This is a genomic window from Saccharopolyspora sp. NPDC050642 (genome assembly GCF_040654735.1).
GTDB lineage: Bacteria > Actinomycetota > Actinomycetes > Mycobacteriales > Pseudonocardiaceae > Saccharopolyspora > Saccharopolyspora elongata.
Window position 1 is genome coordinate 137859 of sequence record NZ_JBFAIN010000005.1, and the last position, 26716, is coordinate 164574.

23 protein-coding genes are annotated in these 26716 nt (G+C 71.8%); 14 read left to right on the forward strand and 9 right to left on the reverse strand.

The genetic code is table 11. The features are described 5' to 3' along the window. Positions 1 to 6 precede the first annotated feature (6 nt). Positions 7 to 1704, forward strand: coding sequence for a beta-ketoacyl synthase N-terminal-like domain-containing protein (locus AB0H93_RS11170; RefSeq protein WP_358570925.1), 1698 nt, complete (start codon positions 7 to 9; stop codon positions 1702 to 1704). 4 nt (positions 1705 to 1708) lie between these two features. Here the strand turns inward: AB0H93_RS11170 and AB0H93_RS11175 are convergent, their stop codons facing one another. From AB0H93_RS11175 to AB0H93_RS11190, 4 genes are all read right to left on the reverse strand, one after another. Further along, a complete protein-coding gene (locus AB0H93_RS11175) occupies positions 1709 to 2887 on the reverse strand; it encodes a serine hydrolase domain-containing protein (protein WP_358570928.1) in 1179 nt (392 codons plus the stop codon). A gap of 105 nt (positions 2888 to 2992) precedes the next feature. Continuing rightward, positions 2993 to 5356: a GH92 family glycosyl hydrolase gene (locus tag AB0H93_RS11180; RefSeq protein ID WP_358571445.1), complete on the reverse strand. Its 2364-nt coding sequence runs from the start codon at positions 5354 to 5356 to the stop codon at positions 2993 to 2995. Positions 5357 to 5494: 138 nt separating this feature from the next. After that, positions 5495 to 7189 (reverse strand): GGDEF domain-containing protein, encoded by a 1695-nt coding sequence (locus AB0H93_RS11185; protein ID WP_358570931.1) that lies wholly within the window; start codon positions 7187 to 7189, stop codon positions 5495 to 5497. Between the two features lie 188 nt (positions 7190 to 7377). Next, entirely contained in the window at positions 7378 to 8577 is a 1200-nt protein-coding gene (locus AB0H93_RS11190; protein ID WP_358570934.1) for a lycopene cyclase family protein, read from the reverse strand. Positions 8578 to 8635: 58 nt separating this feature from the next. On the opposite strand from AB0H93_RS11190, the gene dgt reads away from it, so the two are divergent. From dgt to AB0H93_RS11210, 4 genes are all read left to right on the forward strand, one after another. Continuing rightward, the gene (gene dgt / locus AB0H93_RS11195) at positions 8636 to 10207 is read left to right on the forward strand and encodes a dGTP triphosphohydrolase (RefSeq protein WP_358570936.1); all 1572 of its coding nucleotides are present in this window, start codon (positions 8636 to 8638) and stop codon (positions 10205 to 10207) included. A 242-nt stretch (positions 10208 to 10449) separates the two neighbouring features. After that, the gene (locus AB0H93_RS11200) at positions 10450 to 12078 is read left to right on the forward strand and encodes an ABC-F family ATP-binding cassette domain-containing protein (protein WP_358570939.1); all 1629 of its coding nucleotides are present in this window, start codon (positions 10450 to 10452) and stop codon (positions 12076 to 12078) included. A gap of 188 nt (positions 12079 to 12266) precedes the next feature. Further along, positions 12267 to 12476: a helix-turn-helix domain-containing protein gene (locus tag AB0H93_RS11205; RefSeq protein ID WP_093260265.1), complete on the forward strand. Its 210-nt coding sequence runs from the start codon at positions 12267 to 12269 to the stop codon at positions 12474 to 12476. Between the two features lie 67 nt (positions 12477 to 12543). Further along, the gene (locus AB0H93_RS11210) at positions 12544 to 13365 is read left to right on the forward strand and encodes an enoyl-CoA hydratase/isomerase family protein (protein ID WP_358570941.1); all 822 of its coding nucleotides are present in this window, start codon (positions 12544 to 12546) and stop codon (positions 13363 to 13365) included. Here the strand turns inward: AB0H93_RS11210 and AB0H93_RS11215 are convergent. After that, on the reverse strand, positions 13362 to 14096 hold the full coding sequence (locus tag AB0H93_RS11215; protein WP_358570944.1) for an SIS domain-containing protein: 735 nt from the start codon (positions 14094 to 14096) through the stop codon (positions 13362 to 13364). The two genes, AB0H93_RS11210 and AB0H93_RS11215, sit on opposite strands and share 4 nt — an antisense overlap. A gap of 153 nt (positions 14097 to 14249) precedes the next feature. Between AB0H93_RS11215 and AB0H93_RS11220 the strand changes: the two genes are divergently transcribed. Both AB0H93_RS11220 and AB0H93_RS11225 read left to right on the forward strand, forming a co-directional pair. Next, positions 14250 to 14876: a TetR/AcrR family transcriptional regulator gene (locus tag AB0H93_RS11220; protein ID WP_358570947.1), complete on the forward strand. Its 627-nt coding sequence runs from the start codon at positions 14250 to 14252 to the stop codon at positions 14874 to 14876. A gap of 125 nt (positions 14877 to 15001) precedes the next feature. Next, positions 15002 to 15715 carry an Imm1 family immunity protein gene (locus AB0H93_RS11225; protein ID WP_358570950.1) on the forward strand — a complete coding sequence of 238 codons (714 nt, stop codon included), beginning with the start codon at positions 15002 to 15004 and terminating at the stop codon, positions 15713 to 15715. Here the strand turns inward: AB0H93_RS11225 and AB0H93_RS11230 are convergent, their stop codons facing one another. Next, positions 15716 to 16543 (reverse strand): M55 family metallopeptidase, encoded by an 828-nt coding sequence (locus AB0H93_RS11230; protein ID WP_358570953.1) that lies wholly within the window; start codon positions 16541 to 16543, stop codon positions 15716 to 15718. Between the two features lie 169 nt (positions 16544 to 16712). Between AB0H93_RS11230 and AB0H93_RS11235 the strand changes: the two genes are divergently transcribed. The 4 genes from AB0H93_RS11235 (at position 16713) to AB0H93_RS11250 (ending at position 22032) form a co-directional block, all read left to right on the forward strand. Next, complete coding sequence (locus AB0H93_RS11235) at positions 16713 to 18503, forward strand: ABC transporter substrate-binding protein (protein WP_358570956.1); 1791 nt, start codon at positions 16713 to 16715, stop codon at positions 18501 to 18503. Between the two features lie 75 nt (positions 18504 to 18578). After that, positions 18579 to 19544, forward strand: coding sequence for an ABC transporter permease (locus AB0H93_RS11240; RefSeq protein ID WP_358571447.1), 966 nt, complete (start codon positions 18579 to 18581; stop codon positions 19542 to 19544). After that, entirely contained in the window at positions 19541 to 20437 is an 897-nt protein-coding gene (locus tag AB0H93_RS11245; RefSeq protein ID WP_358570958.1) for an ABC transporter permease, read from the forward strand. The genes AB0H93_RS11240 and AB0H93_RS11245 overlap by 4 nt, the downstream gene beginning before the upstream one ends. Beyond that, positions 20434 to 22032, forward strand: coding sequence for an ABC transporter ATP-binding protein (locus AB0H93_RS11250; protein WP_358570961.1), 1599 nt, complete (start codon positions 20434 to 20436; stop codon positions 22030 to 22032). The genes AB0H93_RS11245 and AB0H93_RS11250 overlap by 4 nt, the downstream gene beginning before the upstream one ends. A gap of 4 nt (positions 22033 to 22036) precedes the next feature. Here AB0H93_RS11250 and AB0H93_RS11255 read toward each other — a convergent pair whose 3' ends face one another. Further along, the gene (locus tag AB0H93_RS11255) at positions 22037 to 22666 is read right to left on the reverse strand and encodes a uridine kinase (RefSeq protein ID WP_358570964.1); all 630 of its coding nucleotides are present in this window, start codon (positions 22664 to 22666) and stop codon (positions 22037 to 22039) included. Between the two features lie 13 nt (positions 22667 to 22679). Beyond that, positions 22680 to 23534, reverse strand: a complete 855-nt coding sequence (locus AB0H93_RS11260) for an alpha/beta hydrolase (protein WP_358570967.1) — start codon at positions 23532 to 23534, stop codon at positions 22680 to 22682. A 78-nt stretch (positions 23535 to 23612) separates the two neighbouring features. Between AB0H93_RS11260 and AB0H93_RS11265 the strand changes: the two genes are divergently transcribed. Next, positions 23613 to 24179: an ABATE domain-containing protein gene (locus AB0H93_RS11265; RefSeq protein ID WP_358570970.1), complete on the forward strand. Its 567-nt coding sequence runs from the start codon at positions 23613 to 23615 to the stop codon at positions 24177 to 24179. Here the strand turns inward: AB0H93_RS11265 and AB0H93_RS11270 are convergent. After that, entirely contained in the window at positions 24176 to 25120 is a 945-nt protein-coding gene (locus AB0H93_RS11270; protein WP_358571449.1) for an LD-carboxypeptidase, read from the reverse strand. The two genes, AB0H93_RS11265 and AB0H93_RS11270, sit on opposite strands and share 4 nt — an antisense overlap. A 221-nt stretch (positions 25121 to 25341) precedes the next feature. Between AB0H93_RS11270 and AB0H93_RS11275 the strand changes: the two genes are divergently transcribed. Beyond that, complete coding sequence (locus AB0H93_RS11275) at positions 25342 to 25908, forward strand: DUF3090 domain-containing protein (protein WP_132480436.1); 567 nt, start codon at positions 25342 to 25344, stop codon at positions 25906 to 25908. 5 nt (positions 25909 to 25913) lie between these two features. Next, the gene (locus AB0H93_RS11280; protein ID WP_358570973.1) at positions 25914 to 26708 is read left to right on the forward strand and encodes an SCO1664 family protein; all 795 of its coding nucleotides are present in this window, start codon (positions 25914 to 25916) and stop codon (positions 26706 to 26708) included. Positions 26709 to 26716 lie beyond the last annotated feature (8 nt).

Sequence of the window (26716 nt, forward strand, 5' to 3'; positions counted from 1 at the left end):
TTCCCGATGACCAACGATCCGATCGCGATCATCGGCATGTCCGCGCGCGCGGCAGGCGTCGATACCCTCGCCGAGCTGTGGGACATGCTCAGCCGGGGCCGGCGGCGCTTCGCCCCGGTGCCGGAGGACCGCTGGCACGGCCTCGAACCCGGCGTGGACCTGCCGAATCCGCCGACCGCGTCGCTGCTGGAGCGCATCGACACCTTCGACGCGCGCTTCTTCGGCATCGCGCCGCGGATGGCGGCCTGGATGGACCCGCAGCACCGGATGATGCTGGAACTGGCCTGGCACGCCGTGGAGAACGCGGGGCTCGCCCCGGACCGGCTCGACGGGGAGCCGATCGGCGTGTTCGTCGGCACGTTCCTGTCCGACTACCGGGAGCGGATCAACGCGCACGGCCTCGCCGACGGCGCGGCGTTCCCGGGTGGCATGACGGCGTTCAGCGCCAACCGGGTCTCCTACCAGTTCGGCTGGACCGGCCCGAGCATGGTGATCGACTCGGCGTGCTCGTCGAGCCTCTCGGCGCTCGGCATCGCGGTGCAGGGGCTCCAACAGGGCGAGTACCCGATGGCGCTGGTCGGCACGGCGAGCGTCATCAGCAACGGGTTCTACGCCAACACCGCCTACCGCGGCGGCGCGCTGTCGCCGACCGGTGACTCGGTGCCCTTCGGCCCCGATCGCGACGGCTACGTGCGCGGCGAAGGCGGCGCCTGCGTGCTGCTCAAGCGCCTGGACGAGGCGCTGGCCGACGGCGATCCGGTGCACGCGGTCATCCGCGCGGTCGGCACCGCGCACAACGGTCGGGGCGGCGGGCTGACCGGCACCGACGTCGAATCGCAGGTGCGACTGCTGAGCCGGACCGCGGCGGCCGCCGGTCGTTCGGTGGGCGAGCTGGGCTACCTCGAAGCGCACGGCTCCGGAACGCCCAGCGGGGACGCGGTCGAGGTCGCCGCGCTCGCCCGGGCCCTGGTCGACTCCGGGGCGACCGCGGCCGCGGGCCCGGACGGCAAGGTGTGGGTCGGTTCGATCAAGGCCAGCATCGGCCACCTCGAAGCGGCCGCGGGCCTGATGGGCGTGGTCAAGGCCGCGCTCGTGCTGCGGCACGGCCGGATTCCGCGGATCGCGGGCCTGACCGAGGCGGACCCGCGGCTGCCGATCGAAGGCACGAACGTGGCGATCGCGGTGGACGACGTGCCGTGGCCGGCCGGGCAAGCGCCTCGCCTGGCCGGGATCAACTCCTTCGGCCTCGGCGGCGCCGTTTCCCACGTACTGCTGGAAGAGCCGACGACGCCGTTGCACCAGGGGGAACCGGGCCTGCACTTGTTCCCGCTGTCCGGCCAGGACGAGGACTGCCTGGCGGAGTTCGCGCGCAGCCTGCTCGCCGAGCTCGACGCGCCGACGGCACCGGGCCTGCCGAGCCTCGCCTGGACGTTGCAGACGGGTCGCCACGACCACCGGACCCGCGCGGTGATCGCGGCCGCGGAGCCCGGCGAACTGCGCTCGGCACTGTCCGAAGTGGCCGCCGGAAAGCCCGCCGGGATCCCGGAATCCGCGCTGGCACAAGCCTGGCTGCGCGGCGAAGCGGTGGACTGGGCGAGCCGCTGGGGTGGCGACCGGCCGCCCAGGAGTCACCTCCCGGGCTCGCCGCTGCGCCGCCGCTCCCACTGGTACGACAGGAGGCCACCGGCCCCGGTGGCCTGGTGACGGGTCACCAGGCGCCGAGGCTCCGGTAGGTGGCCTCGGTGAGCCGGCGGGCGCGGTCGTCCATGTCGCCGATCTCGCGGGCACCGCCGTTCTGCACGTAGGCGAACGCCAGCTCGTGCTCGGGGTCGGCGAAGGTGAAGTTGCCGTTCGCCCCGGCCAGGCCGAAGGCCGTGCCGAGCCCGGCCGACGCCGGGAAGATCGGGCCGCCCGCCAGCTGGAAGCCCAGACCCCAGGCGCTCGGCAGCAGGGTGACCAGGCAGGTGCCGGTGGAGTGCACCCGGCGGGTTTCGGCGAGCGTCGCCGGGCGGATCAGGCGGTAGCCGTCCACCTCGCCGATGAACGAGGCGTAAAGGCGGGCCAGCGATTGCGCGCTGGCCAGCCCGTCGTAGGACGGGTTCTCCAGCACCGGATCGGGCGCGGTGTCCAGCGACATGCTGCCGATCACCGCGCGGAAGGTCAGCGATCCGGGGTCGCCGAGCGCGACCAGCATGGCCAGCTCGTCGCCAGGGTCGGCGCCCGCCATCAGCTCTTCGGCCTTGGACTCCACCATGGTCGCCAGGTGCGCGGAACCCGGGTCGGGCAGGCCGATGTGGCAGTCCAGGCCGAGCCGCGCCGCGATCTCCTCGGCGAAGAACCGGCCGACGGTGCGGCCGGTGCGCCGGCGCACCAGCTCGCTGACGAGGTGCCCGAAGGTGGTCGCGTGGTAGCCGTGCGCGGTGTCCGGCTCCCATTCCGGCCGCGCCGCCGCGAGCGCATCGGCGATGGGGGAGTGCGCGCGCAGGTGGTCGGCGGTGATCGGGTCGTGGTCGAGGCACACCACGCCGGAGCGCTGGGCGAGCACCATGCGGAGCGTGATCCCGCCCTTGCCCTCGGCGGCGAATTCGGGCCAGTGCTCGGCGATCGGCGCGTCGAGCTCCAGCAGCCCGCGCTCGACCAGCACCAGCGCCGCGGCGGCGACCATGGCCTTCGTCGGCGATGCCAGCACGCCCAAGGTCTCCGGCCGCCACGGGTCGGTGCGCTCCGCATCGGCGTAGCCGCCCCACAGATCCACCACCGGCCGGCCGCGGTGGTAGACGCAGACCGCGGCGCCCACCTCCGCGCCGATCGCGAAGTTCTCCCGGAAAGCTCGCGCCACTCCGGCGAAAGCGCCCTCGGTCCACCCGCCGTGCGGGAACTCGATCACTGACCCGACCTCCAGTGCGCAGGCTGCGCCGGCCCTTCCGGCACCGCACCCAGCCTGCGCGGGAGGGCTACACCACGGCTCGAGGACCGCTGTGGCGGAACCGGATCACGGTGCCGCGCAAGGAGAAGCGGGCGCGGCGTCCGGCCCGGTGGCCCAGTCGGTGGGCCGGTCGGCGAGGCGGTGTTCGATGGTGCCGCCCGACCGCAGCCGCTCCAGGTCCACCGACACCAGTTCCTGCGGGGCACCGGAGATCCGCACCTCGTCGATGTACTGCAGCTTCGAACCGTCGGCCCCGGGCGCCTCGATCTTCAGCGGCGGACCGCCCGGCAGCTCCACGACGGCGCTGGCGAACCGCGGCGCGTTCAGCACGAACTGGCCGGTGCCCGGTGTCGTCGGGTACAGGCCCAGGGCGCTGAAGACGTACCAGGCAGACATGGTGCCGAGGTCGTCGTTGCCGGTCACGCCGTCGGCGGCGTTGGTGAACAGGGTCTGCTGCGCCCGCACCACCGCGGAGGTCTTCGCGGGCTGCCCGACCAGCGAGTACATCCACGGCGAGTGCAGGTCGGGTTCGTTGTTCGGGTTGTAGCGGAACTGCCCGTAGTAGTCGTACGGGTCGATCACCCATTCCTCCCGCGCGGTCCGCGCCGGGTCCTGGACGAGCTGGTCGTAGGCGAAGAACACGTCCAGCCGCCGGCCGGCCTGCTCCGCGCCGCCCACGGCGTCGAGCAACCCCGGCACGTCCTGCTGGGTCAGCCACTGGTACTGCCAGGCGGTGCCTTCGTGGAATCCCTTGTCGGAGATCGGTTCGTAGGGTTCGAACCAGCTGCCGTCGGCGTTCTTCGGCCGGGGGAACCCGGTGAAGCCGCGTTCCGCGTCGTGCACCTGCGGGTCCCACACGTTGCGCCAGGACCGGCCGCGTTCGGCCAGCGCCGCCGCGTCGTCGGCCCGGCCCAGCGCCCCGGCCAGCAGCGACAGCGAGCAGTCGGCCAGCGCGTACTCCATCGTCGCCGAGCCGCCGTGCGCCGGGTCGACGTCCTGGCCCTTCTTCGGGAAGTCCGGGTCGTACTGCACGAAACCGCTTGCCAGGTAGGAGGGATTCCCGGCGCGGCCCTCGAACGGTGATTCCGCGGGCGGCACGCCGTTGGCGTTCTGCGACAGCGCCCGGTAGGCCTGCTCCTCGCGGCCCGCAAGGGCGCCGAAGCGCCACAGGTCGACCAGGAACGGGGTGACCGGGTCGCCGGTCATGGTGTTGGTCTCGAAGTTCGCGTACGCCCACCGCGGCAGCCAGCCGCCCTGTTCCTCGATGGCCAGCACGCTCCGCGCGATGTCGCGGGCCCGGTCCGGGACCAGCAGCGCCAGCAGCTGGTTCTGCGTTCGGTAGGTGTCCCACAGCGAGAAGAATTGGTAGTAGGTCCAGCCGTCGGCGCGGTGGATCCGGTCGTTGAACCCGCGGTAGCGGCCGTCGGCGTCGGTGGCGGTCGACGGCTGCAGCAGCACGTGGTACAGCGAGGTGTAGAAAACCGCCGTGTCGTCGGCATTTCCGCCGGAGACCTTGATCCGGTCCAGCTCTCGCCGCCAGTTCTCCTGGGTGTGCCTGCGCACCTGGTCGAACCGGAGCTGCTGCTCGCCGTCGAACCCCTCCGCCGCCAGATTCGCATCCGCGCCGGCCTGGTCCACATAGGATATCGCCGTCGTCGCGGTGACCTGCCGGTCGGCGAAGGTCAACCACGCACCGCGCAGGCCCTCCCCACCGGAGACCGCGGTGCGGTCGAACCGGCCGCCGTCCGGTTGCCAGGTGCCGAACGAGGTCACCGGCTTGTCGAAGCGAGTGGTGAACCAGAGCGTGTAGTCCCGGCCGCCGCAGAAACCCTTGCTGCGCACCCAGCCTCGCACCGTCTGGCCGTCGACGACCTCCAAGCCGCTCGCGTTGATCGGGTTCTTCGCGTTGGCCTGGCCGACGTTGAGGAACACGTGCGCCGGGGCGTCGCTGTCGAAGGTGTACCGCTCGACGCCGACACGGGTGTCTGCGGTGGCTTCGACGTCGACGCCGCCGTAGTCGGTCAGCCGGGTGCGGTAGTAGCCCGCGTCGCCGACCTCGCCGTCGTGCGTGGCCGCGGCCGCGTAGCGCTCGTGGTCGAAAGTGGACGGTGCGGTGATGTCGAAGTCGTGCCCGGTGCCGGCACCGATGCTGCCGGTGGTCGGCAGTGTCGAGACCAGCCCGCCCTGCTCCCAGCAGCCCGCGCCGGAGAGGAAGAAGTGCCCGAACCCCTTGATCTCGGCGTCGTCGTACTGCCAGCCCGCGTAGTGCGATCCGATCGGGCTGACCTGCGTCATGCCGAACGGCGCGGCCGCGCCGGGGAAGGTGTTGCCCTCGTCCTTGGTGCCGATGAAGGTGTTCACCGACTCGACGGGGTCGGCGGGCTGCGCGGCGGCGGGTAGTTGTGCTCCGGTCAGCCCGGCCAGGAGCAGTGCGGCGGTGGTCGCGATCCTGCGACGGCGGCGATGCGTTGGCACTCGGCCCTCCCACATTGGTGACAACGTTGTCATGTGGAGCTTGATCACCAGCCTAGGGCGATCCGGGGAGGGTTCGGCAATCCGCCGTGCGTGTTACGCGCCGCGGAGCACTTCGATGCGATCCGAGCCGGGCCGCGACATGACCCAGCTCGAACCGGACAGCGACTTGGCGCGCTGCTTCAGCGGCGCGAGCCGGCTGGAGGCCTCGTCGTAGCCGTGGACCGTGGTCGGCGTGCACACCAGCGTCGCCAGCGAGAGGGTCACGTCGAGATCGCCCGCCGAGCGCGACGGGTCGAGCACCAGGCTCGCCAGCTGCACCAGGTCGTCGAGATCGGACACCAGCAAGAAGTCGTCGCCGCCGACGTGACCGACCTGCACCGACCGCAGCGCCGTCGCCGCGTCGGTGAGGCCGCGGCCGATCGAGCGGATCAGGTCGTCGCCCGCGGAGAACCCGGCGGTGTCGTTGACCTTCTTGAAGCTGTCGATGTCCAGCCAGCTCACCGCGAAGATCTCGCCGGCGGCGATCCGGCGCGCCACGTCGCGGGCGATCGCGTCGCTGCCCGGCAGCCGCGTCAGCGGGTTGAGCGCCGCCGCCTCCTCCACCTTCAGCTCCGCCATGCCGCGGATCAGGTCGCCGGCCCGCACCGCGCCCAGGCAGCGGCCCGACTCGTCGACCACGATCGCGTCGTCGTACATCCGGTACTGGTCCGAGCGGGTCACCAGGCTCAGCGCTTCCATCGCCGTCGTCGCCGTGTTGACCACCCGCGGTTCGTCGGCCAGCCGCGACGCCGCGCGCTTGGCGTGCAGCGCGTGCCCGTAGGGGCCGGTCACCGCGAGCAGGAACCGGTTGCGGTCGATGGTCCACCGCGGCCGGTTCTGCTCGTCGACCAGCACCACGCCGCTGATCTCGGGGTGGTCGGCCAGCACGCCGCGCACCTTGTCGGCGGTCGCGTCGATCGGCAGCATCGTCGCGGGCGACAGGAACTCCGTCACCCGGGGCCCGGTCGCGAGGGTGCTGATCGACGGGCCGTGCGGGTCGGTCACCTCCGCCGCCACGCCGGGCACGCTGCTCGCCGTCGGGGGCCGCCGGGCCGCCGGGGCGAGCAAGTTCCCCTGCACCAGGCGAATGCCGTTGCGGCGCAGCGCGGTCAGCTGGCGCTCGTTCTCCACGCCCTCGGCGACCAGCTGGCTCTCGGTCGACTCGCACAGGTGGCGGACCGCCTCCACCACCGCGACCCGGGCGGGGCTGTCCGGCAGCCCGGCGACCACGCCGCGGTCCAGCTTGACCACGGCTGGCCCGATGTCGGCGATCAGGGTCAGCGGCACGTCGCCCTCGCCCACCCCGTCCAGGGCGACCTGGAAGCCGTCGGCGCGCAGCTTCTCCACCCCGCTGAGCAGCTCGGCGGAGTCCAGCCGGGCGAACGGCGGGCCGATCTCCAGCGTCACCTCCTGCTCGCGGCGGCCGATCTCGCGGAGCTTCTCGCGCAGCAGGTCGAGCCGGGGGAGATCGTGGGTGACGGTGCCGCCGAAGATGTTCAGGTGGAGGGGGAGCAGGGATTCGTGCTCCGCCGCCGAGGTCAACGCGGCCGTCGCGAGTTCCACGTCCAGCTCGGTCAGCCGCCGCTGCCGGGCGGCCTCCCGGAAGAGGTCCTGGACGTGCGCGCCCGCCGGCCGGGCCAACGCCTCGATCGCGACGATGGCACCGGTCTTGATGTTGATCAACGGCTGGAACGCGAAGCGCACTTCGTCAACCAGCGCAAGCACGGAGTCGATGCTGCCCGGACTCATGCCGCTCCATCGACGGTGTTCACGACCTGTTCACCGACATCTCAGTTCCTCATCCCCGGCGGAGGACACCGCCTCTCCCCGCGGCCCAACCTAGCCTGTTTTGCCAGCGTGAAGCATCGGCCAGTCGGCGACCCTGTGGCCATCGACACAACGAAACGGAGCGGTTTCGCTACAGGCGGTGTGCGGGTTCAGCTGCCGCCGAGTCCGTGCCGGGCGGGCGGGTGTCCCACCGTGAGGCCGCCGAGCATCAGCCTGCGCCGGATCCGCCACGGCGCGCTGCGGAAAAGGGCCGACATCGCGGCCGTCGTCCCGGCGGCGCTGCCCTCGGCCGCCAGGAACGCCGTCCGGTGCGGCTCGTCCAGCCGGAAGAACACCTCGAAGAACTCCGGCACCAGGTCCGGTGGGAGCGACAGCAGGGCCTGCAGCGCCCGGTGCCGCAGCGAGTGCGCGGCCACCGCGCGCGGCGGCCACAAGATCGACCAGCTCGCCCTGGCGGCGGAGGCCGGGCCGGAGGGGAGCGCGGCGCTGATAGCCGCCGCCAGCCACGGCGCGCGTTGCAGGGAGCCCGCCACGCTGAACCCGGTCGCCGGGTGCACGAAGCCCGCCGCCGCGCCGAAGGGGATCACCCGCCCGGGCCGGGGCAGCGGATCGTCCACCGGGAACCGGACCCGCTCCTCGACGATCCGCTCCTGCTCGGTCACCCCGGCGGCGGCGAGTCGTCCGGCGAGCCGCCTGCGCAGCAGGGCCAGCGGCAGCGCCGGGCGGCGCGCGAGCGAGGTCTCCTCGAGCAGCACCCGGTCCGGGCCGAGGCGGACCGCGTAGAGGAACGTGGGCCAGCCGCCGCGGGTCTGCGGCGCGGGGTGCCAGTCCATGAACACGCCGGCGTCCGGATCGCAGAACGGTTCCGCGGCCGCGGCGTCGACCACCCAGCCCACCGCGGACTGCTGGGCCGCGGGGTGCGCCGGGCGCCCACCGGAGAGAGCCCGCGCGGCGCCGGTGGCGTCGACCACGACGGCCGCGGCGATCCGCCGGCCGTCCTTGAGCACCACCGTCGAGCCCGTCGGCCCGTGCTCGGCGGCCATCGCGCGCCCGGTCACCTCGACGATGTCGGGACGCCATAGGTGCTTCCACAGCGCCGTGTTGTCCAGCACCGCGTACGGCCGCTGCCATTCGTGCCGCTCGGTGCCGCGCACGGCCATCCACGGCATCACCGATGCCATCGCCGCCGGTGGCACCGACGGCGGCAGCTCGTCGCGCCAGGTCCCGTAGGTGTGCGGCCAGACGCGTCGCGGTGCGGGATCGACGAGCGTCACCTGCAGGCCGGTATCGCTGCAGGCAGCCGCCGCCGCACGACCCGCCGGGCCGCCGCCCACGACAACGACATCCACCGGAGCATCAGATCACGTCGGCCACCAATCCCGCCGCCAGGGCCGCTAACGTGAGCCCATGCAGGATGTGCAGCCAACCCGGACCGGTCGGCGCAGCAGCCGCGCCGGATCCGCCCACGGCCCAGGTGACCTAGCCGCCAGCCCGTTCCGCGCGGACCGCGACCGGGTGTCCAGCTCCGCGTTCTTCGCCCGCCTCGGCGGTGTGACGCAGGTCGTCAGCCCCAGCGGCTCCGGGTTGCTCCTGCACAACCGGCTCACCCACAGCCTGAAGGTCGCGCAGGTCGCCCGGGCCATCGCCGAGCGGCTGATGGCCAACCGGGAGAACGTGGCACGCCTGGACCGCCTCGGCGGCTGCGACCTGGACGTGGTCGAGGCCGCCGGGCTCGGGCACGATCTCGGGCACCCGCCGTTCGGGCACCTCGGCGAGAGCGTGCTGGACAGGCTGGCGCGGCAGCGCTTCTCGCTGCCGGACGGGTTCGAGGGCAACGCCCAGACCTACCGCGTGGTCACCCGCATCGACGTGCGCGGCGTCGGTGGCGAGGGACTGGACCTGACCGCGGCGGTGCGGGCCGCGCTGCTGAAGTACCCGTGGACCCGGCTGTCCCGCCCGCAACCGCACCCCCGGCACCTCGCCTCGCCGCCGCGCGGCGCATCCGAGCCGGAGGACCAGCCGGGCACCGGATCGGCGAAATTCTCCTGCTACAGCAGCGAAATCGATGATCTGATCGACGCCCGCGCGGCGTTCGGCGGCCGGATCGAGGACTGGCAGCAGACCGTCGAGGCGTCGATCATGGACACCGCCGACGACATCGCCTACGCGATCCACGACCTGGAGGACTTCCACCGCGTCGGGGTCCTGCAGCACACCAGCGTCTCGCACGAGCTGACCGAGTGGCTCGGGCACGTCGCGGAGTTCGCCGCCCGTTCCGACGCCGAGCTCGCCGGCGACGGCATGCGCCCCGGCTGCTCGCTGGAGCGGCTGCGCCGTCGGCTGCACGCCAAGGACGACTGGATCGCCGACGACGAGGCGTTCGTCAGCGCGGTGAAGAAGGTCGTCGCGAACCTCGTCAACAAGCTGCTGGAGGTGCCCTTCGACCGGTCCCAGCTCGCCGAGCGGTCCATCGCGGCCTTCTCCGGGGAGTGGACGCAGCGCCTGGTCGAGGGCATCCAGGTCGACGAGCACCCGAACACGCGGTCCGGGCACGTGGCGCTCGCGGTGGAGCAGTGGCACGAGGTGCAGGTGCTGAAGTTCGTGCACCGCCGGTTCGTGCTGCAGCGCCCCGACCTCGCGCTGCACCAGCGCGGCCAGGACCGGCTGCTGAGCAAGCTCGTCGAGGCCCTGGACAACTGGCTGATCGACCGCAGCGAGGCCGCCCGGCTGCCGCACCGCCTGCGAGACCTGTTCGACCGGGCCCGCGCCGAGTTCGCGCAGCTGCGCAGCGACGACCCGGAGCTGCTGCTGGCGCCGGGTGACGCGGAGCCGGTCGACGCGGAGCGCCTGGAGCGGATGGCGCGCGGCCGAGCGGTGATCGACTTCGTCGCCTCGCTGACCGACGACCAGGCCGCCGCGTTGCTGGAGGCCCTGTCGGGCCGGACGACGCAGCTGTGGAACGACACGTTCGTGCTGTGAGCAGGAGCACCGCCGGTTGTGACCGACGTGATGAGGTCTGCGATCAAATCGGTGGACAACGCCCGATACACTGGGTTCGTGGTTAGCAAGCGTTACGTGGTTCGCGTTCCCCGCGCCACTCCATCGCTGATTCGCCCGGTCGTCGTTTAGCGACCGAGCCGCTCAGCAGTGCCCACGCCCACCCGGCCCGGCCGGTGGGCGCGTTCATGGAATCGCTTGACCACCGACTTTCGGAGTTCCCCTTGATTTCTGCCACCGGCCTGGAACTGCGCGCCGGCTCCCGCATCCTGCTCTCCGACGCGACCCTGCGCGTCCAGCCCGGCGACCGGATCGGCCTGGTCGGCCGCAACGGCGCGGGCAAGACGACGACGCTGCGCGTGCTCGCCGGCGAGGGCCAGCCCTACGCCGGTGACGTGATCCGCCGCGGCGAGATCGGCTACCTGCCGCAGGACCCGCGCGAAGGCGACCTCACCGTCACGGCGAAGGACCGGGTGCTCTCCGCGCGCGGGCTGGACCAGCTGATCCGCGACATGGAGAAGGCCCAGACCGCCATGGCCGAGCTGGTCGACGACCGGGAGCGGGACAAGGCGATCGCCCGCTACGGCCGGCTGGAGGAGCGCTTCGCCGCGCGCGGCGGCTACGCCGCGGAGAGCGAGGCCGGGCGCATCTGCAGCAACCTCGGCCTGCCCGACCGGGTGCTCAACCAGCCGTTGCGCACGCTCTCCGGTGGTCAGCGCCGCCGCGTCGAGCTCGCCCGCATCCTGTTCGCCGCGTCGGAGGCCGGGCCCGGCGGAGGTTCGGCCAGCACGCTGCTGCTCGACGAGCCGACCAACCACCTCGACGCCGACTCGATCAACTGGCTGCGCGACTTCCTGAAGAACCACGACGGCGGCCTGGTGGTCATCAGCCACGACGTGGAGCTGCTGGCGGCCGTGGTCAACAAGGTGTGGTTCCTGGACGCCATCCGCGGCGAGGCGGATGTGTACAACATGGACTGGGACCGCTACCAGGACGCCCGCGCCGCGGACGAGAAGCGCCGCCGCCGCGAGCGCGCCAACGCCGAGAAGAAGGCGTCGGCCCTGATGGCGCAGGCCGACAAGATGCGGGCCAAGGCGACCAAGGCGGTCGCGGCCCAGAACATGGCCCGCCGGGCGGAGAAGCTGCTGGCCGAGGCCGAGACGGAGCAGGCCCAGGAGAAGGTCGCCAAGATCCGCTTCCCGGAGCCGGCCGCGTGCGGGCGCACTCCGCTGACCGCCGACGGGCTGTCCAAGTCCTACGGTTCGCTGGAGATCTTCAGCGGCGTCGACCTGGCGGTGGACCGCGGCGCCAAGGTCGTCATCCTCGGCCTCAACGGCGCGGGCAAGACCACCCTGCTGCGCCTGCTCGGCGGCATGGAGAAGCCCGATTCGGGTGAGATCGTGCCTGGTCACGGGCTGCGCGTCGGGTACTTCGCGCAGGAGCACGAAACGCTGGACCACGACGCGACGGTGTGGGAGAACGTCCGCAGCGCCGCGCCGGACACCCCTGAACAGCAGCTGCGCACCCTGCTCGGCGCGTTCCTGTTCCAGGGCGAGCAGTTGAAGCAGCCCGCCGGCACCCTCTCCGGCGGCGAGAAGACCCGGCTCGCGCTCGCGGGCCTGGTCTCCAGCGCGGCGAACGTGCTGCTGCTGGACGAGCCGACCAACAACCTCGACCCGGCGAGCCGCGAGCAGGTGCTCGACGCTCTGCGCAGCTTCGCCGGCGCCGTCGTGCTGGTCACGCACGATCCCGGCGCAGTTCAGGCACTCGAACCGGAACGGGTCATCCTGCTGCCGGATGGCACCGAAGACCACTGGTCGGACGACTACTTGGACCTCGTCCAGTTGGCCTAGCAGGGGTTGCGCTCGCAGCGTCCGCTACTACGGATGGATTAGTGCATTCCGGTGATCGCCGCGCGGTCATCTCGACCGTTGGCCGATCTTTTTTCCATGATCGCCTGGCGTTCCCGCGTTTCCTGTTCGATCATTGCGCTGACAGGGGTCGCGAGGCCCGACCTGCTCAGAGGGAAGGCGGGGACACCGTGGCTGAGCTGAAGAAAGGCGCGCGCATCACGGGTAGCGCGCGGGACAAGCTTGCCAGTGACCTGAGAAAGAAGTACGAGAAGGGGGCGAGCATCCGCGCTCTGGCCGAGTCGACCGGCCGGTCCTACGGGTTCGTGCACCGCGTCCTGAGCGAATCAGGCGTGCAGTTGCGGGGCCGCGGGGGCGCGACGCGCTCGAAGAAGAAGTGAGCACGACGGCCACCGGCCGTCTGCACCGACGACATAGCACGACTCCAGAGATCTGCTCAGATCTGCAATGGAGGTCCGCTTGGCGGATTCGATAGTGGACGCCGGCCTGTTGGATCGTGGCGGTGTGGGGTTCACGATCCACGGGCGGCGGGCCACGATCACCTTGGACCGCCCGGACAAGCTCAATGCGCAGACACCGCACACCTGGCAGGCGCTGCGGGAGATCGGACGATCCCTGGGCCCGGAGATCCGGGTAGTGGTGGTGCGCGGCACGGGCCGGTCGTTCTCGGCTGGCCTGGATCGCCGGCTCTTCGGTTTCGCCGACGTCGACGGGGCGCCCGGGCTGGCGGCGCTGGCCCAGCGCCCCACCGAGCAGGCCGATGCCGAGATCGCCGGCTTCCAACAGGGGTTCAGCTGGCTGCGCGAACCCGATCGGGTGACCATCGCGGCCGTGCAGGGGCACGCCATCGGCGCTGGTTTCCAGCTCGCCCTGGCGTGCGACCTGCGCGTGCTCGCCACCGATGCCCGGCTGCGCATGGCGGAGACCGGCCTGGGGCTCGTGCCGGATCTTGGCGGCACGTTGCCCCTGGTCAGGACCGTCGGTTACGCAAAGGCAGTGGAAATCTGCCTGACCGGGCGGGAAATTCAGGCGGACGAGGCACTGCGGCTCGGTCTGGCCAACTCCGTCGTCGAACCCGACCGGCTCGACGACGCCGTGGACCAGCTCGCCGATGCCGTCACCCAACCGCCGGACGGCGCGGTCCGCGAGACCCTGGCGCTGCTGGTCCAGGCCGACGAGGCCGTCGACCCGGAGCAGCAGCTCGCCGCCGAGCGCGCCGCTCAGCTGCGCCGCATCGCGGAACTGGCCGAGCAGCTCGGCTCGGACTAGTTCAGGCCGGGCACCCGCGCTCCGTAGTGCGCGAGGTTGGCGGCGTTGGCTTCGTCGCCGCCGACCGTGTTCGAGCTGCGCCAGACCGGCAGGTCGACGCCAGCCGCGCCGGCCAGGTCGTACATCTGCACCAGCAGCATGTTCCACAGGAACGCGTTCGCCATCGAGGACAGCGGTGCCGTCACCGGCTCCGCCGGCGGGTAGCTCGCGTCGCCGCCCGGGACCAGGGTGTCCAGCACGATCTCGGCTTCTTCGACCAGCGTCGTGCCCGCGCGCTTCGGGGCCTCGGCGCTGGCCGTCGGCGAGGTGATCGCCACGACGGTCGAGCCCGCCGCGCGGGCGAGCCTGGCCAGTTCCACCGGGTAGGGGTTCACCCCGGAGTTGGAGAACACCACCAGCGCGTCCGCGCCGCCCCGGAAACCGGCCGCGGTGAGCACTTCCTCGGCGAGGCCGGTGCGGCGTTCGGTCCTGGTGCTGGCCACCGCGCCGTGCAGGGGCAGCAGGTCCGGGTGGTACAGCGGCCGCACCGCGGCCAGGCCGCCCGCCCGGTAGTACGACTCCATCACGCCGGCCAGCGAATGGCCCGCGCCCGCGGTGAACACGAGGCCGTCCGCCCGGACCGCGGCGAAGAGGTGGTCGGCGGCGGCCCGCAGGGCCTCGGCGTTGTGGGTGCCGATCTTTCGCAGGTGTTCCAGCGTTTGCTCGGCGTGAACCGGGCCTGTTTCCGACATCTTGCGCTCCCGTGGCGAGGTGATCGCGGACATGAGGTCTATACCAATCGTGGGGATGCCGGTCAAGGCGCGCGGCGTGCCCCTGCCCACCACTGGTGTGGTGCGCGGGCTACGCTGTTGATCAGCCTGCAAGATCGAACAGCCAGGGGATGCATGCCGCAACGAGGCAACCGCCGGGAACTGCTCGCCGACGCCGCCATCGAGGTGCTGGCGCGCGATGGAGGCCGCGGGCTGACGCACCGCGCCATCGATCGCGAGGCCGAGGTTCCAGAGGGCACGACCAAGAACTACTACCCGACGCGCAGCGCGGTGTTCCTGGCCGTTGCGCGCTACCTCGCCGCCCAGCACACCGAGGCGCTGCGCGGCCTGCGCAGCCAGGTTCCCGCCGACGTCACCGGCGAGGACATCACCGCGCTGTACGCGGCGATGCTGCGGCGGATGTCGACGAGTGCGCGATCCCAGTTCCTGGCGCTGTTCGAGCTGCACCTGGAGGCGGTGCGCAACCCCGAGGTGCGCGAGGAGCTCGGGGACATCACCGAGGCCAATGTGGACACCGCGGTGCAGCTGCAGGCCGCGGTGGGGCGCCGGATGAGCCGCCGCGGCGCGGGATTGCTGGACGCGGGCATGCTCGGAGTCGCGCTGTCGATGCTCAGCCTGCCCGACGATCTGGTCGAGGAGCTCGGGTTCGACGACCCGGACGGGCTCGCGCGGGCGTTATTGTCCCTCGCCTCGGTGCGGGACGAACCGGCGATCAGCGTGCTGCGCGACCACGCCAGCTGATCGCCGGGCGACCGTGCGGTGGCGCTGCGGGACCGCCGGATGACGCACGGTAGCCTTTGGGGGGAACGAGATCTGGGCAGGGCGTCCTGGGGGTCGCCCACGATCGAAGTGGATGCAGGGAACCCATGTCGAATCCAGCACCGGACGAGACCGGCCCGCTCGAACCGCCTGCGGTCGTGTTCGCCCGCCTCACGGACGTCCCGGTGGACGCCTTGGACAAGCTGATCGAGGCGACGCACGAGGTCTACGCCGACCTCAACAAGGTGCTCGGCCACCCGTACTGGGGAGACCTGGTGTTCCACCAGGGCGCGGCGATCAAGGCGCTGAAGGAGGCGCGGATCTGCCTGGAAGGCCTGCGCTCCGAGGCGATCGGGGCCCGCAACACCGAACTCGGGATCACGGTCGCGACCGCGGTGGCCGACGGCGAGCGGTACTACGCGCAGACCGAGGACGACAAGGCCGAGCTGGTGGACCGGGTGCTCCGGCCGCAGCAGCCCGGCGCCAGCCACCTCTACGTCTGGGACCGTCCGCACGAGGATCCGGACGCGGCCGGGCCGTACCAGCAGATCCGGATCGTCACCGACGCGGAGGCCGAGGTCGGCGTCCTGAACTTCACCGAGGAGTCCGAGGAAGGCGACCTCGACTCCTGGCACACGCTCAACCCGGAGCCGTCGGCGGACGCGCCCGCACTGCCGTTCGACGCGGGTAGCACGCTGAAGTTCCCGCGCAACGCGGTGCTGCCGTTCCGGGAACTCCGGGCGGCGCTGGACGAATTCACCCGAACCGGGCAGCGGCCGTCGGCCGTGCAGTGGCAGGCTGCGCGCTGGGGCGATCTGTAATCAGCCGTAGATGCCCTGGACGGCGCGCGCGGCGATGGTCGTCACGATCTTGAACGCCTTCATCGCCTCGGTCATGTCCGGCGCGTCGAACCCGACCCGCCGCACGCCCAGCTGCTCGACGGTCGGGATCACCGCGGCGGCCGCGGCGAGGTGCGCGGCGTCGAACTCCACCTCGATGCGGTGCGGGCGGGCCACGCCTCCGGTCCGCCCGGCCAGGCGCAGGCTTTCGCTTGCCGCGGCGCGGATGTCGGCCGCGGTGCGGGCCGGCGGGCGGCAGATCGCCGCGTAGCGGCTGACGCATTCCTTGACCACGACGGTCTTCGCCGCGGGCGCGTACCCGGCGGCCTCGGCGCAGGCCCGGTCGTCGCCGGTGACCAGCAGGACCGGCACCCCGTACTCGGCGGCGAGCGCCGCGTTGAGGCCGCCCTCCCCGGCGGGCGCGCCGTCGAGCCACACCCCGGTGATGGAGTTCTCCAGGTAGGTGTGGGAAAGGACGCCTTCCTCGCCCGCGCCCGCGTGGTAGCCGACGAACGCCACACCGTCCACATCGGACTCGATGCCCTGCATCATCGACAGCGGCTTGTGCCGCCCGGTCAGCAGCACCGCTCGCTCGTCGAGGTCCTCCAGCAGCAGGTTCCGCTGGGACGAATGCGCCTCGTTCACCAGCACGCCGGTGGCGCCGGCCGCGCAGAGCCCTTCGACGCACGCGTTGACATCGCCGGTGAACAGGCGCCGGAAGCGCTGCCACTGCTCGGTTCCGGGCACCACGTCGTCGGTCCAGGTGACGCCGGTGACGCCTTCCATGTCCGCTGAGAGCAAGATCCGCACGCCGCCCAATCTATGCCCCACGACCAGACATTCGAGGCGCGGCTCGCCGATCGGGTAACGGTTCGGTACCTGTGCGTGATGCCGCTCGGAGACAACCGCCGGTTAACCATTGACGAACAGCGCCTGAAGGTGGTTCCTTCTTCTCACTCGCCACGAAGGAGGGGTCGCCGTGGGCAGACGATTCGCCGTGCTCTGGACTGCGCTGCTGGTCGCCTTGTTGGTGCCGATGCCGGCAACCGCGCAGCAGGACGGCGCGCGCCAGGAGGGCGCGACGCTGCGGATCGGGCTGCAGCAGCAGATCGACTCGCTGAACCCCTTCCTGGGGTACACGTTGGCCTCCACCGACATCTTCCGCTCCATCTACCCGACGCTGACGACGTACAGCCCGGATGACTTCTCGGTGATGCCGGAGCTCGCCGAGAGCTGGGAGCCCTCCCCGGACAAGCTCACCTGGACCTTCCGGATCCGGTCCGGCGTCAAGTGGTCCGACGGGCAGCCGGTGACCGCCCGCGACGCCGCCTACACGTTCAACCGGATGATGACCGATCCGGCCGCGAGCACCGCCAACGGCAACTTCGTGGAGAACTTCGAGACCGTCACCGCCCCGGACGACACCACGCTGGTCGTCCGCACCAAGACGCCGCAGGCCACGATGCTGGCGATCGACGCGCCGATCGTGCCCGAGCACGTGTGGTCGAAGGTCGCCGACGTCGCGAGCTTCGCCAACGACCAGATGCCGGTGGTCGGCAGCGGGCCGTTCACGCTCACGGGCTACCGCGCGGAACAGGACGTCACGCTGACCGCCAACCCCGATTTCTGGCGCGGCGCACCGAAGGTCGCGGGACTGCAGTTCGTCCAGTTCAAGAACAGCGACGCCGCGGTGCAGGCGCTGCGCAAGGGCGACATCGACGTCGTCCAGAAGCTCACCCCGGCGCAGTTCGACGCGCTGGCGGGCGAGGCCGACGTCGAGCAGGTCAAGGGCCAGGGCCGGCGGTTCTTCGAGCTGTCGCTCAACCCGGGCGCGACCAACAGCGAGAACGAGCCGATCGGTAACGGTCACCCGGCGCTGAAGGACGTGCGGGTGCGGCAGGCCATCGACCAGGCGATCGACCGGAAGGTCCTGGTGGACCGGGTGCTCGGCGGCTACGGCCAGGAGGGCGGCGGGTACCTGCCGCCGATCTTCTCCGACTACCAGTGGACGCCGCCGCAGCCGCGGACCTTCGACCCGGCCGCCGCCAACCGCAAGCTCGACGAGGCGGGCTACGCCCGCGGCGCGGACGGCATCCGCCGCACCCCGCAGGGCGAGCCGCTGGACTTCAACCTCGTGCTGCACGGGTCCCGGTCGGAGGACACCCAGGTCGGCGAGTTCGTCAAGCGGTGGCTGGCCGATCTCGGCATCAACGTCGAACTCCAGCCCGTGTCGGACAACCAGCTCAACGACCGCACCACCAGCGCCGACTACGACATGGTGATCAGCGGCTGGTCGGCCAACCCGGACCCGGACTACGTGCTGCGGCTGCAGACCTGCGCGTCCCGGCCGACGCCCAGCGGCGGCGGCAACCCGGACACGTTCCTGTGCGACCAGCAGTACGACGACCTGTACAACCGGCAGCTCGGCGAGTTCGACAAGGACAAGCGCGTCGACCTGGTCCAGCAGGCGCAGGCCCGGTTCTACGACCAGGCCGCCGGGCTGATCCTGTGGTACCAGAACTCGCTGGAGGCCTACCGGGCCGACCGCTACAGCGGGTTCACCCTGCAGCCGAAGGCCGATGGCGTGATCGTGGCGCAGCAGGGCTACTGGGGCTACTACGGCGCCCAGCCCACGGACAAGGCGCTGAGCGGCTCGGGCACCGACTACACCGGCGTCGCCTGGGTGCTCGGCGGGGTCGTGGTGCTGGTCGGCGTCGTCGTGGCGCTGGTGGTGGTCCGCCGCCGGGCGACCGCCGACACCCGGGAGTGAACCGTGTCCCAAGCACTCGCGACAGTCGCAGAACCGGCGCCGCCCACCGGCGGCGGCCGCCGGGCGGTCCGCTACGTGGCGGGCAAGCTGGGCGGCGGCCTGGTGAGCCTGTTCCTGGTGGCGGTGCTGGGCTTCTTCCTGTTCCGGGTGATGCCCGGCGACCCGGTGCGCACCATGACCCACGGCGCGCCGGTCACCGAGCAGCAGATCGCCGTGCTGCGCGAGCGGTTCGGCCTGGACCAGCCGCTGTGGAAGCAGTTCCTGGACTTCCTCGGCAACCTGCTGCGCGGTGACCTCGGCACCTCCTACACCTACAGCCGCCCGGTGGGCGAGCTGATCCTCGACCGCATCGGCCCGACCGTGCTGCTGGTGGGCACGGCGACCCTGATCGCCGTGCTGCTGGGGCTGTGGATGGGTTCGCGCGCGGCGTGGCAGCACGGCGGCGCCTTCGACAAGACCTCGACGTCGATCGCGCTGACGCTGTGGTCGGTGCCGACGTTCTGGCTCGGGTTGATCGTGCTGATGGCCTTCGGCGTCGGCGTCGGGCCGATCCCGGGCATGTTCCCGGTCGGCGGGATCTCCTCGCCGGACACGCCGCCGGAGCTGCTGCCGCAGGTCCTCGACGTCGCCCATCACCTGGTGCTGCCCGCGCTGACGATGGTCGCGGTGATCTACGCCGAGTACCTGATGGTGATGCGCTCGTCGCTGCTGGAGGAGATGGGCGAGGACTACCTGACCACCGCGCGCGCCAAGGGGCTGCGCGAGGACCTGGTGCGGCGGCGGCACGCGGTGCCCAACGCGCTGCTGCCCACCGTCACGCTGATCTTCCTGCGGCTCGGCCTGGTGGTCGGGGGCGCGATCACGGTGGAGACGGTGTTCTCCTGGCCGGGTCTCGGATTGCTCACCTACGAGGCGCTGCGGGTGCCGGACCTTCCGTTGCTGCAGGGCATTTTCATCGTGCTTGCGGGGAGCGTGGTGGTGATGAACGTGCTGGCCGATGTGCTCTACCGGGTGCTCGATCCGAGGGTGCGGGAATCATGACGGCCACCGCAGGGCAGATCATCCGGGCCCGCCGCCGGGCCAGGGCGGCCGAGGCGTGGCGCGTCTTCCGCGCGGACCGGGCCGGTTTGGCGGGCCTCGTGGTGCTGGTCGTGGTCGGCTTGCTGGCGTTGTTCGCGCCGCTGCTCACGGATGCCGGCGGCCTGGACGTCACGCGGGCGCCGGGCCGCCCGCTGCAGGCGCCGAGCGGCGAATTCTGGCTCGGCACCGACGAATCCGGGCGTTCGGTGCTGCTGCTGACCTGGTGGGGCGCGCGGGTGTCGCTGGTCGTCGGCCTGTCGGCGGCCGTGCTGTCGGTGCTGATCGGCACCGTGGTGGGGGTGCTCGCCGCGCACTTCGGCGGCTGGACCTCCCGGGTGCTGCTGCGCTTCACCGACTTCTTCCTGGTCCTGCCGTCGCTGGTGCTGGCCATCGCGCTGTCCACGGTGCTCGCTCGCGGGCTGTGGACGATCGTGCTGGCCATCGGGGTGACGGCGTGGCCGCCGACGGCGCGGATGGTGCGCGCGCAGACGCTGACGATCGAGGCCCGCCCCTACATCGAGCGGGCCCGGGCGCTGGGCGCGGGGCACGGCCACGTCATCGGCCGCCACGTGCTGCCCGCCGTGCTGCCGCTGGTGTTCGCCAACACCACGTTGTCGGTGGCCAGCGCGATCATCGCCGAGTCGACGCTGTCGTTCCTGGGCCTGGGCGATCCGAGCATGGTTTCGTGGGGTTCGATGCTGAAGTCCGCGATGGACACCGGCGCGGTCACCGGCGGCGCGTGGTGGTACCTGCTGCCGCCGGGCCTGGGAATCGTGGTGGTGGTGCTCGGCTTCACGCTCTGCGGGCGGGCGCTGGAGGCCGTGTTCAATCCGAGGCTGCGGGGGCGGCGGTGACTCCGATTCTGCAATTCCGGGACGTGTCGGTGACCTATCGGGGCGCTCAGGAGGCCTCGCCGGGAACAGCCGCGGTGCGTGGCGTGAGCCTGAGCCTCGGCGAGGGCGAAACCCTCGGCCTGGCAGGGGAATCCGGCTGCGGCAAGACGACGCTGGCGATGTCCGTGCTGCGGCTGCTGCCGAGTTCGGCGCGCATCGACGGCGAGGTCCTGCTGGACGGTCAGGACGTGCGCGAGATGACGTTCGGGCAGCTGCGCGCGGTGCGCTGGGCGAGCGCGTCGGTGGTGTTCCAGGGCGCCATGCACGCGTTGAACCCGGTGCGCACCATCGGCGATCAGATCGCCGAGCCGATCAAGCTGCACGGCCGGGCGAACGGCGACCTGCGCAAGCGGGTCGCGGAGCTGCTCGCGCAGGTGGAGCTGCCCGCGGAGCGGGCCGACGCCTATCCGCACGAGCTGTCCGGCGGGCAGAAGCAGCGGGTGATGATCGCGATGGCGCTGGCCTGCGAGCCGCGCCTGGTCATCGCCGACGAGCCGACCACGGCGCTGGACGTGGTGGTGCAGGCCCAGATCCTGGATCTGATGGGCCGGCTGGTCGCCGAGCGCGGCATCTCGCTGCTGATGATCAGCCACGACCTGTCGGTGCTGTCGGCCAGCTGCGAGCGGCTGGCGGTGATGTACGAGGGGCAGGTCGTCGAGCACGGTCCGTCGGGGCAGGTCATGACCGATCCGCAGCACGCCCACAGCCAGGCGCTGGCCAGCGCCTTCCCGACCGTCGGCGACCCGCGGTTCCGGCTCACCGAAGGGGCGCCGAGCGGGCCCGCGCTGCTGTCGGCGGAGGCGGTGTCGGTCGACTTCACCAGCCGCTCCGGGCAGACCGTGCGCGCCGTGCGCGGGGTGGACCTGGCGGTGGGCGAGAACGAGATCGTCGCGCTGGTCGGCCAGTCCGGCTCCGGCAAGACGACGCTGGCCCGGACGATGCTGGGGCTGCAGCAGCCGACCGGCGGTGCGGTGCGCTTCGACGGCGTGCCGCTGCCGACCGGCAGCGCCGGGCTGCGCGAGTACCGCAAGCAGGTGCAGCTGGTGCTGCAGGACCCGACCGGCGCGCTCAATCCCCGGCACACGGTTTACGAAGCGGTGGCGGAAGGTCTGCGGATCCACGGCATCACCGATGACGAGCGCGGTCGCGTCGCGGCGGCGCTGGAGGCGGCGGAGCTGCGGCCGGCGGAGAAGTTCTTCGGCCGCCTGCCGCAGGAACTCTCGGGCGGCCAGCGGCAGCGCGTGGTGATCGCGGGCGCGCTGGTGCTGGAACCGAGGGCGCTGATCGCGGACGAGCCGGTGGCGTCGCTGGACGCGACGGTGCGCGGCGAGATCCTGGCGCTGCTGCTGCGCCTGCGGGTCGAACGCGGCCTGTCGACCCTGGTGATCACCCACGACCTCGGCCTGGCCTGGAACATCGCGGACCGGGTGGCGGTGATGTACCAGGGCGATCTGGTGGAGGTCGGCCCGGTGGAGCAGGTCCTGCTCGACCCCAAGCACGGCTACACGAAAACGCTCCTGGCCGCAGTCCCGTCCGTCGAGCGCCGCGTGGCCTAGCCGTTCAGTCCAGGCTGTCGACGACGGCGGGGCGGCCTGGGCGGTCGACCCGGACAACGCAGTCCGCGAGGCGTTCCGGGGTGGCTTCTTCGGCGTAGCGCCGGAATGCCGGTAGCGTCCAGCGGTCCGGTTCCGGGGTTCGCCGCTGCAGGGCCGCTTCCGGGAGCCAGAGGTGGATCGCGAAGTCGAAGTCCAGGCCCGCGCCGAGCAGCAGCGGTCCGTCCACAATGGCCACTCCGCGGGGTGGGAGGGCGATGCGGGCGAGTCGGGGCGAGCGGTCCGCCTCGGCGTCCCAGAAGGCGGGTAGCACCTGGCCGTTTCCGCCTGCGGACAGCGGGGTCAGCACCTCGCGGGTCAGGGCTTTCAGGTCGAACCAGTTCTCGTAGAACGAGTCCGGGTCGTGGTGGCCGTGTTCCAGTCGCAGCGAGGCCGGGCGCAGGTAGTCCGCGGTGCGCACCCGGACCACCTCGCGCCCCAGCGCCCGCAGCGGTTCCACCAGCGCGGCGGCGAATTCGCCGGTGTCGGCGGCGGGTGCGCCGTCCACCGCCACCCGCGCCCAGGGCCCCTGCAGGGCGTCGATGCGTTCCACCACCTCCGCGGCCAGCAGGTCGGGGGAGATGGGGCGGACGCGCATGGGCCCGAAGGTATCAAGCCGCCTTCAGGAACTCCCGCAGGTGCGTCAGCACCGCTTCCGGGCGTTCCTCGGGCAGGAAGTGGCCGCATTCCGGGATTTCGGCGCTGGTGAGGTCTTCGGCGTAGTCGAGCCAGATCTCGCGCATCGGCAGCCGGGCGGGCAGGCCGGCCGAGCCCCACAGCGCCAGCACCGGCATGGTCAGCTTCCGGCCCGCCGCCGCGTCGACGTCGTCGTGCTCGCTGTCGTGCGGGAACGACGCCCGGTAGTCGTCGAAACCGGCGCGCAGCGCGCCGGGCGCGGAGAAGGCGCGCACGTACTCGTCGATCGCCGCCGCTTCCAGGCCGTGCCGGTTGACCGTCCAGCGCTCGAAGAAGTACCCGAGGTAGCCCGCGACGTCGGCGCCGGCCAGGCGTTCCGGCAGGTCCGGCTGCATGTGGAACAGCCAGTGCCAGTAGGCCATGCCGGCTTCGGTGTTCAGCCGCTTCCACATCTCGCGGGTCGGCACGACGTCCAGCAGCGCCAGCCGGTCGACCTGCGCCGGGCGGTCCAGGCCCCAGCGGTGCGCCACCCGTGCGCCCCGGTCGTGGCCGACGACGCTGACCGACTCGAAGCCCAGCCTTTCGGCCAGCGCGGCCACGTCGGAGGCCATCATGCGCTTGTCGTAGCCGGTGCGGGGCTTGTCGGTCCGGCCGTAGCCGCGCAGGTCCGGCGCGATCACGGTGTGGGTGCGGGCCAGCTCCGGGATCAGCTTCCGCCAGCAGTGGCTGGTCTGCGGCCAGCCGTGCAGCAGCACCAGGCCCGGGCCGCTGCCCGCCCGCGTGTAGTGCACGCGCAAACCGTTGATCAGGGCGACTTCTTCGGTCGGCATCCGGCGAACTCCGATTCTAACCGTCTTGAGGGGTTAGAACTTAGAATGCCATATCGACGGCCGGCGGAGGGGACGAGAATGGGTGATTGGATCTGGGACGGCGGTCGTCCCAGCCTCGATCTGGTCAACACGCTGCGCGACCGCTACTGCGGCGGCCGCGAACTGCTGGTGACGCCGGATCGCCTGGCCGAATGGCTGCGCGAAGCCGGGCTCCGCGCCGACAGCGCGCCCGCGGACGCGCACGTTGAGTCCGCCCGCGACCTGCGCGAGGCGATCGACCGGTCGCTGCAGGCCCGGGCCCAGGGGCTCGGCATCGCGGAGTCCGATGTGGACGTGATCAACGAAGCCGCCCGCGCGGAGAACCGCGCCGCGGCTCAGCTGATGGTGCGCCCCGACGGGTCGGTGGAAGCCCGGCGACCGCCGCCGGACGACCCAGTGCGGGCCGCGCTGGCGGCGGTCGCGGTCGACGCGATCGACCTGCTCGCCACCGAGCCGTTCCCGCGCGTCGCCGTCTGCGCCTTCCACCTCTGCGGGATCCGGTTCGTCGACGTTTCCCCGGCGCGAAACCGGCAGTGGTGCTCGATGGCTCGGTGCGGCAACCGCGCGAAGGCCCGCCAGCACTACGCCCGGAAGAAAGCGAACTAGAGCAGCGCGGGCTGCAGGATCGAGAGGCGCTGCGCGTCGGTGTCGAGTTCGGCGGCCACTCCGAGCGGGATGGTGCGCTGGGCCGTGCAGTGGCCGAAGCCCAGCTCCCACAGGATCGGCACGCCCAGGCCGCCCAGGCGGTCCGACATCACCGTGCGCACCTCCTCCAGCGGTCCGCACTCCGTCCAGGAACCGAGCGCGATCCCGACGGCGTGGTCGAACCAGCCCGCGCGCAGCAGCTGCGTGACGAACCGGTCCAGCTGGTACGGGTCCTCCGTGACGTCTTCGAGCAGGGCGATGCCGCGCTCCGGCGGCGTCGGTGCGTCCGGTGCGCCGAAGGAACCCGCGACGATGCTCAGGTTGCCGCCGTAGGTGATGCCCCGCGCCCGCCCGGGTACGAGCGCGTCCGCGGTGGAGCGCGTCAGGATGGTGACCGACTCGGGCTGGAACAGGGTGCGGCGCAGGTGTTCCCGCGCCGCCGCGTCTTCGGTGAACGCCTTCGTCGCGGCCATCGGCCCGAACACCGTGACCAGGCCGAGCTGGGTGGCGAACGCGTCGTGCAGGGCCGTGATGTCGCTGGAGCCGGTGAACAGCTTCGGCCCCGCCGCGGCCATCTCGGTCCAGTCCAGGAGGTCGAGGATCCGCATGCTGCCGTAGCCGCCGCGCACGCAGAACACCGCGCTGACATCCGGATCGCACCACGCTTCCTGCAGGTCGGCGGCGCGGTCGGCGTCGGTGCCCGCGAGGTAGTCCAGGCGCGGGTGGCGATCCCGGACGTGTTTGCCGACCCTGGTGTTCAGGCCCCAGGAGCGCAGTTGCTCCAGCCCGGTTTCGAGCAGGTCCTCCGGCACCGGTCCGGCGGGCGCGACGAGCGCCACGGTGTCCCCGCTGCGCAGCCGGTGCGGGCGACGTAGTTCGCGCATGGTCATGGCATGCTCCATCCCCGCGATCTTGACCACCGTCGGTGAGGATATCGGCACCGGAGGGGGCGCGCCGCAGTTCGCCATCGGCGAACAACGCTGAAACAGGTGGTCGACGAGCCCGTTCAGCGAGTAAACCGGCGGATGACCCGGCGGAAGCCGGGCCGGTTCGCAACGGTGATGAAGGAAACGGGGGCCAGCCGCGCACGCACGGCGCGCGGTGGCCTAGGGTCGGAGGAGTCATGGCTCGTGTCATCCACGTCTTCCGTCAACCCGACCGATTCGTCGCCGGAACGGTCGGGGAACCCGGCGATCGCACCTTCTACCTGCAGGCGTCCGAGGACGTCCGCACGGTCAGCGTGCAGCTCGAGAAGCAGCAGGTGTCGGTGCTGGCCGAACGCATCGGCGCGCTGCTGGAAGAGGTGCAGCGCCGGTTCAACACCGATCTGCCCAGCCAGACCCCCGACGACCTCGTCGACACCGACCCGCTGGCGGTGCCGGTCGACGAGGAGTTCCGGGTCGGCACGATGGGGCTGGGCTGGGACGCCGAAACCGAGGCGGTGGTCGTAGAGCTCCTCGCGGTCACCGAGGAGGAGATCGACGAGTCGGTGGTGCTCGACGACACCGAGGAAGGCCCCGACGCGCTGCGGGTGTTCCTCAGCCCCGCGCACGCGCGGGCGTTCGCCGAGCGCGCCGAGCGCGTCATCAACGCGGGCCGCAAGCCGTGCCCGCTGTGCGCCGAACCGCTGGACCCCGCCGGGCACATCTGCCCGCGGCAGAACGGCTACCGCCGCTCGGAAGAGGTCTGACGGTCGTGCACGCGGGCGATCCCGCGCTCGCGGAGCTGCTCCGGCACGGCCGGCTGGACGTGCAGGGGCGGCTGGTGGAGGCGTCCAACGCGACGCTGTTCTGCGGGATCGAGGCCGACGGCGTGTCCGCCGAGTGCGTCTACAAGCCGGTGCGCGGCGAGCGGCCGTTATGGGACTTCCCGGACGGCACGCTGGCCGGCCGCGAGGTCGCGTCCTACCTGCTGTCCGAGGCCACCGGCTGGGGGCTGATCCCGCCGACGCTGCTGCGCGACGGCCCGTTCGGGCCGGGCATGGTGCAGCTGTGGGTGGACGTCGAGGAGGACTCGCAGCTGGTCGACATCGTCGCCCCCGGCGAGGTCCCGGACGGCTGGCTGGCGGTGCTGCGCGCTCAGGACCACCGCGGCGACCCGGTCGTGCTCGCGCACGCCGACCACGAGCAGCTGCGGCTGCTGGCGGTGCTAGACATCGTGATCAACAACGCCGACCGCAAGGGCGGGCACATCCTGCACGCCCCGGACGGCCGGGTGCTCGGCGTCGACCACGGCGTGAGCCTCAACACCGACGACAAGCTGCGCACCGTGCTGTGGGGCTGGATCGGGCAGCCGCTGCCGGGCGACGTCGTCGACCGGCTGGGCGAGCTGCGCGCCCTGATGGAGGGCGAGCTGGCCGCTGAGCTGGCCGAACACGTCACCCCGAAGGAAGTCCAGGCGGTCAACGCGCGCATCGAGCGGCTGCTGGTGGACGGCGTGTTCCCCGCGCCGTCCGGGGAATGGCCGGCCATCCCCTGGCCCGCCTTCTGACGCCGCGG

Bases quoted from the DNA above. Each gene is read 5' to 3' on its own strand.
- AB0H93_RS11170 (WP_358570925.1), top strand. From the start codon at position 7: ATGACCAACGATCCGATCGCGATCATCGGCATGTCCGCGCGCGCGGCA.
- AB0H93_RS11185 (WP_358570931.1), bottom strand. From the start codon at position 7,189: ATGAGTCCGGGCAGCATCGACTCCGTGCTTGCGCTGGTTGACGAAGTG.
- dgt (WP_358570936.1), top strand. From the start codon at position 8,636: ATGCAGGATGTGCAGCCAACCCGGACCGGTCGGCGCAGCAGCCGCGCC.
- AB0H93_RS11210 (WP_358570941.1), top strand. From the start codon at position 12,544: ATGGAGGTCCGCTTGGCGGATTCGATAGTGGACGCCGGCCTGTTGGAT.
- AB0H93_RS11215 (WP_358570944.1), bottom strand. From the start codon at position 14,096: ATGTCGGAAACAGGCCCGGTTCACGCCGAGCAAACGCTGGAACACCTG.
- AB0H93_RS11220 (WP_358570947.1), top strand. From the start codon at position 14,250: ATGCCGCAACGAGGCAACCGCCGGGAACTGCTCGCCGACGCCGCCATC.
- AB0H93_RS11225 (WP_358570950.1), top strand. From the start codon at position 15,002: ATGTCGAATCCAGCACCGGACGAGACCGGCCCGCTCGAACCGCCTGCG.
- AB0H93_RS11245 (WP_358570958.1), top strand. From the start codon at position 19,541: ATGACGGCCACCGCAGGGCAGATCATCCGGGCCCGCCGCCGGGCCAGG.
- AB0H93_RS11255 (WP_358570964.1), bottom strand. From the start codon at position 22,666: ATGCGCGTCCGCCCCATCTCCCCCGACCTGCTGGCCGCGGAGGTGGTG.
- AB0H93_RS11260 (WP_358570967.1), bottom strand. From the start codon at position 23,534: ATGCCGACCGAAGAAGTCGCCCTGATCAACGGTTTGCGCGTGCACTAC.
- AB0H93_RS11265 (WP_358570970.1), top strand. From the start codon at position 23,613: ATGGGTGATTGGATCTGGGACGGCGGTCGTCCCAGCCTCGATCTGGTC.
- AB0H93_RS11270 (WP_358571449.1), bottom strand. From the start codon at position 25,120: ATGGAGCATGCCATGACCATGCGCGAACTACGTCGCCCGCACCGGCTG.
- AB0H93_RS11275 (WP_132480436.1), top strand. From the start codon at position 25,342: ATGGCTCGTGTCATCCACGTCTTCCGTCAACCCGACCGATTCGTCGCC.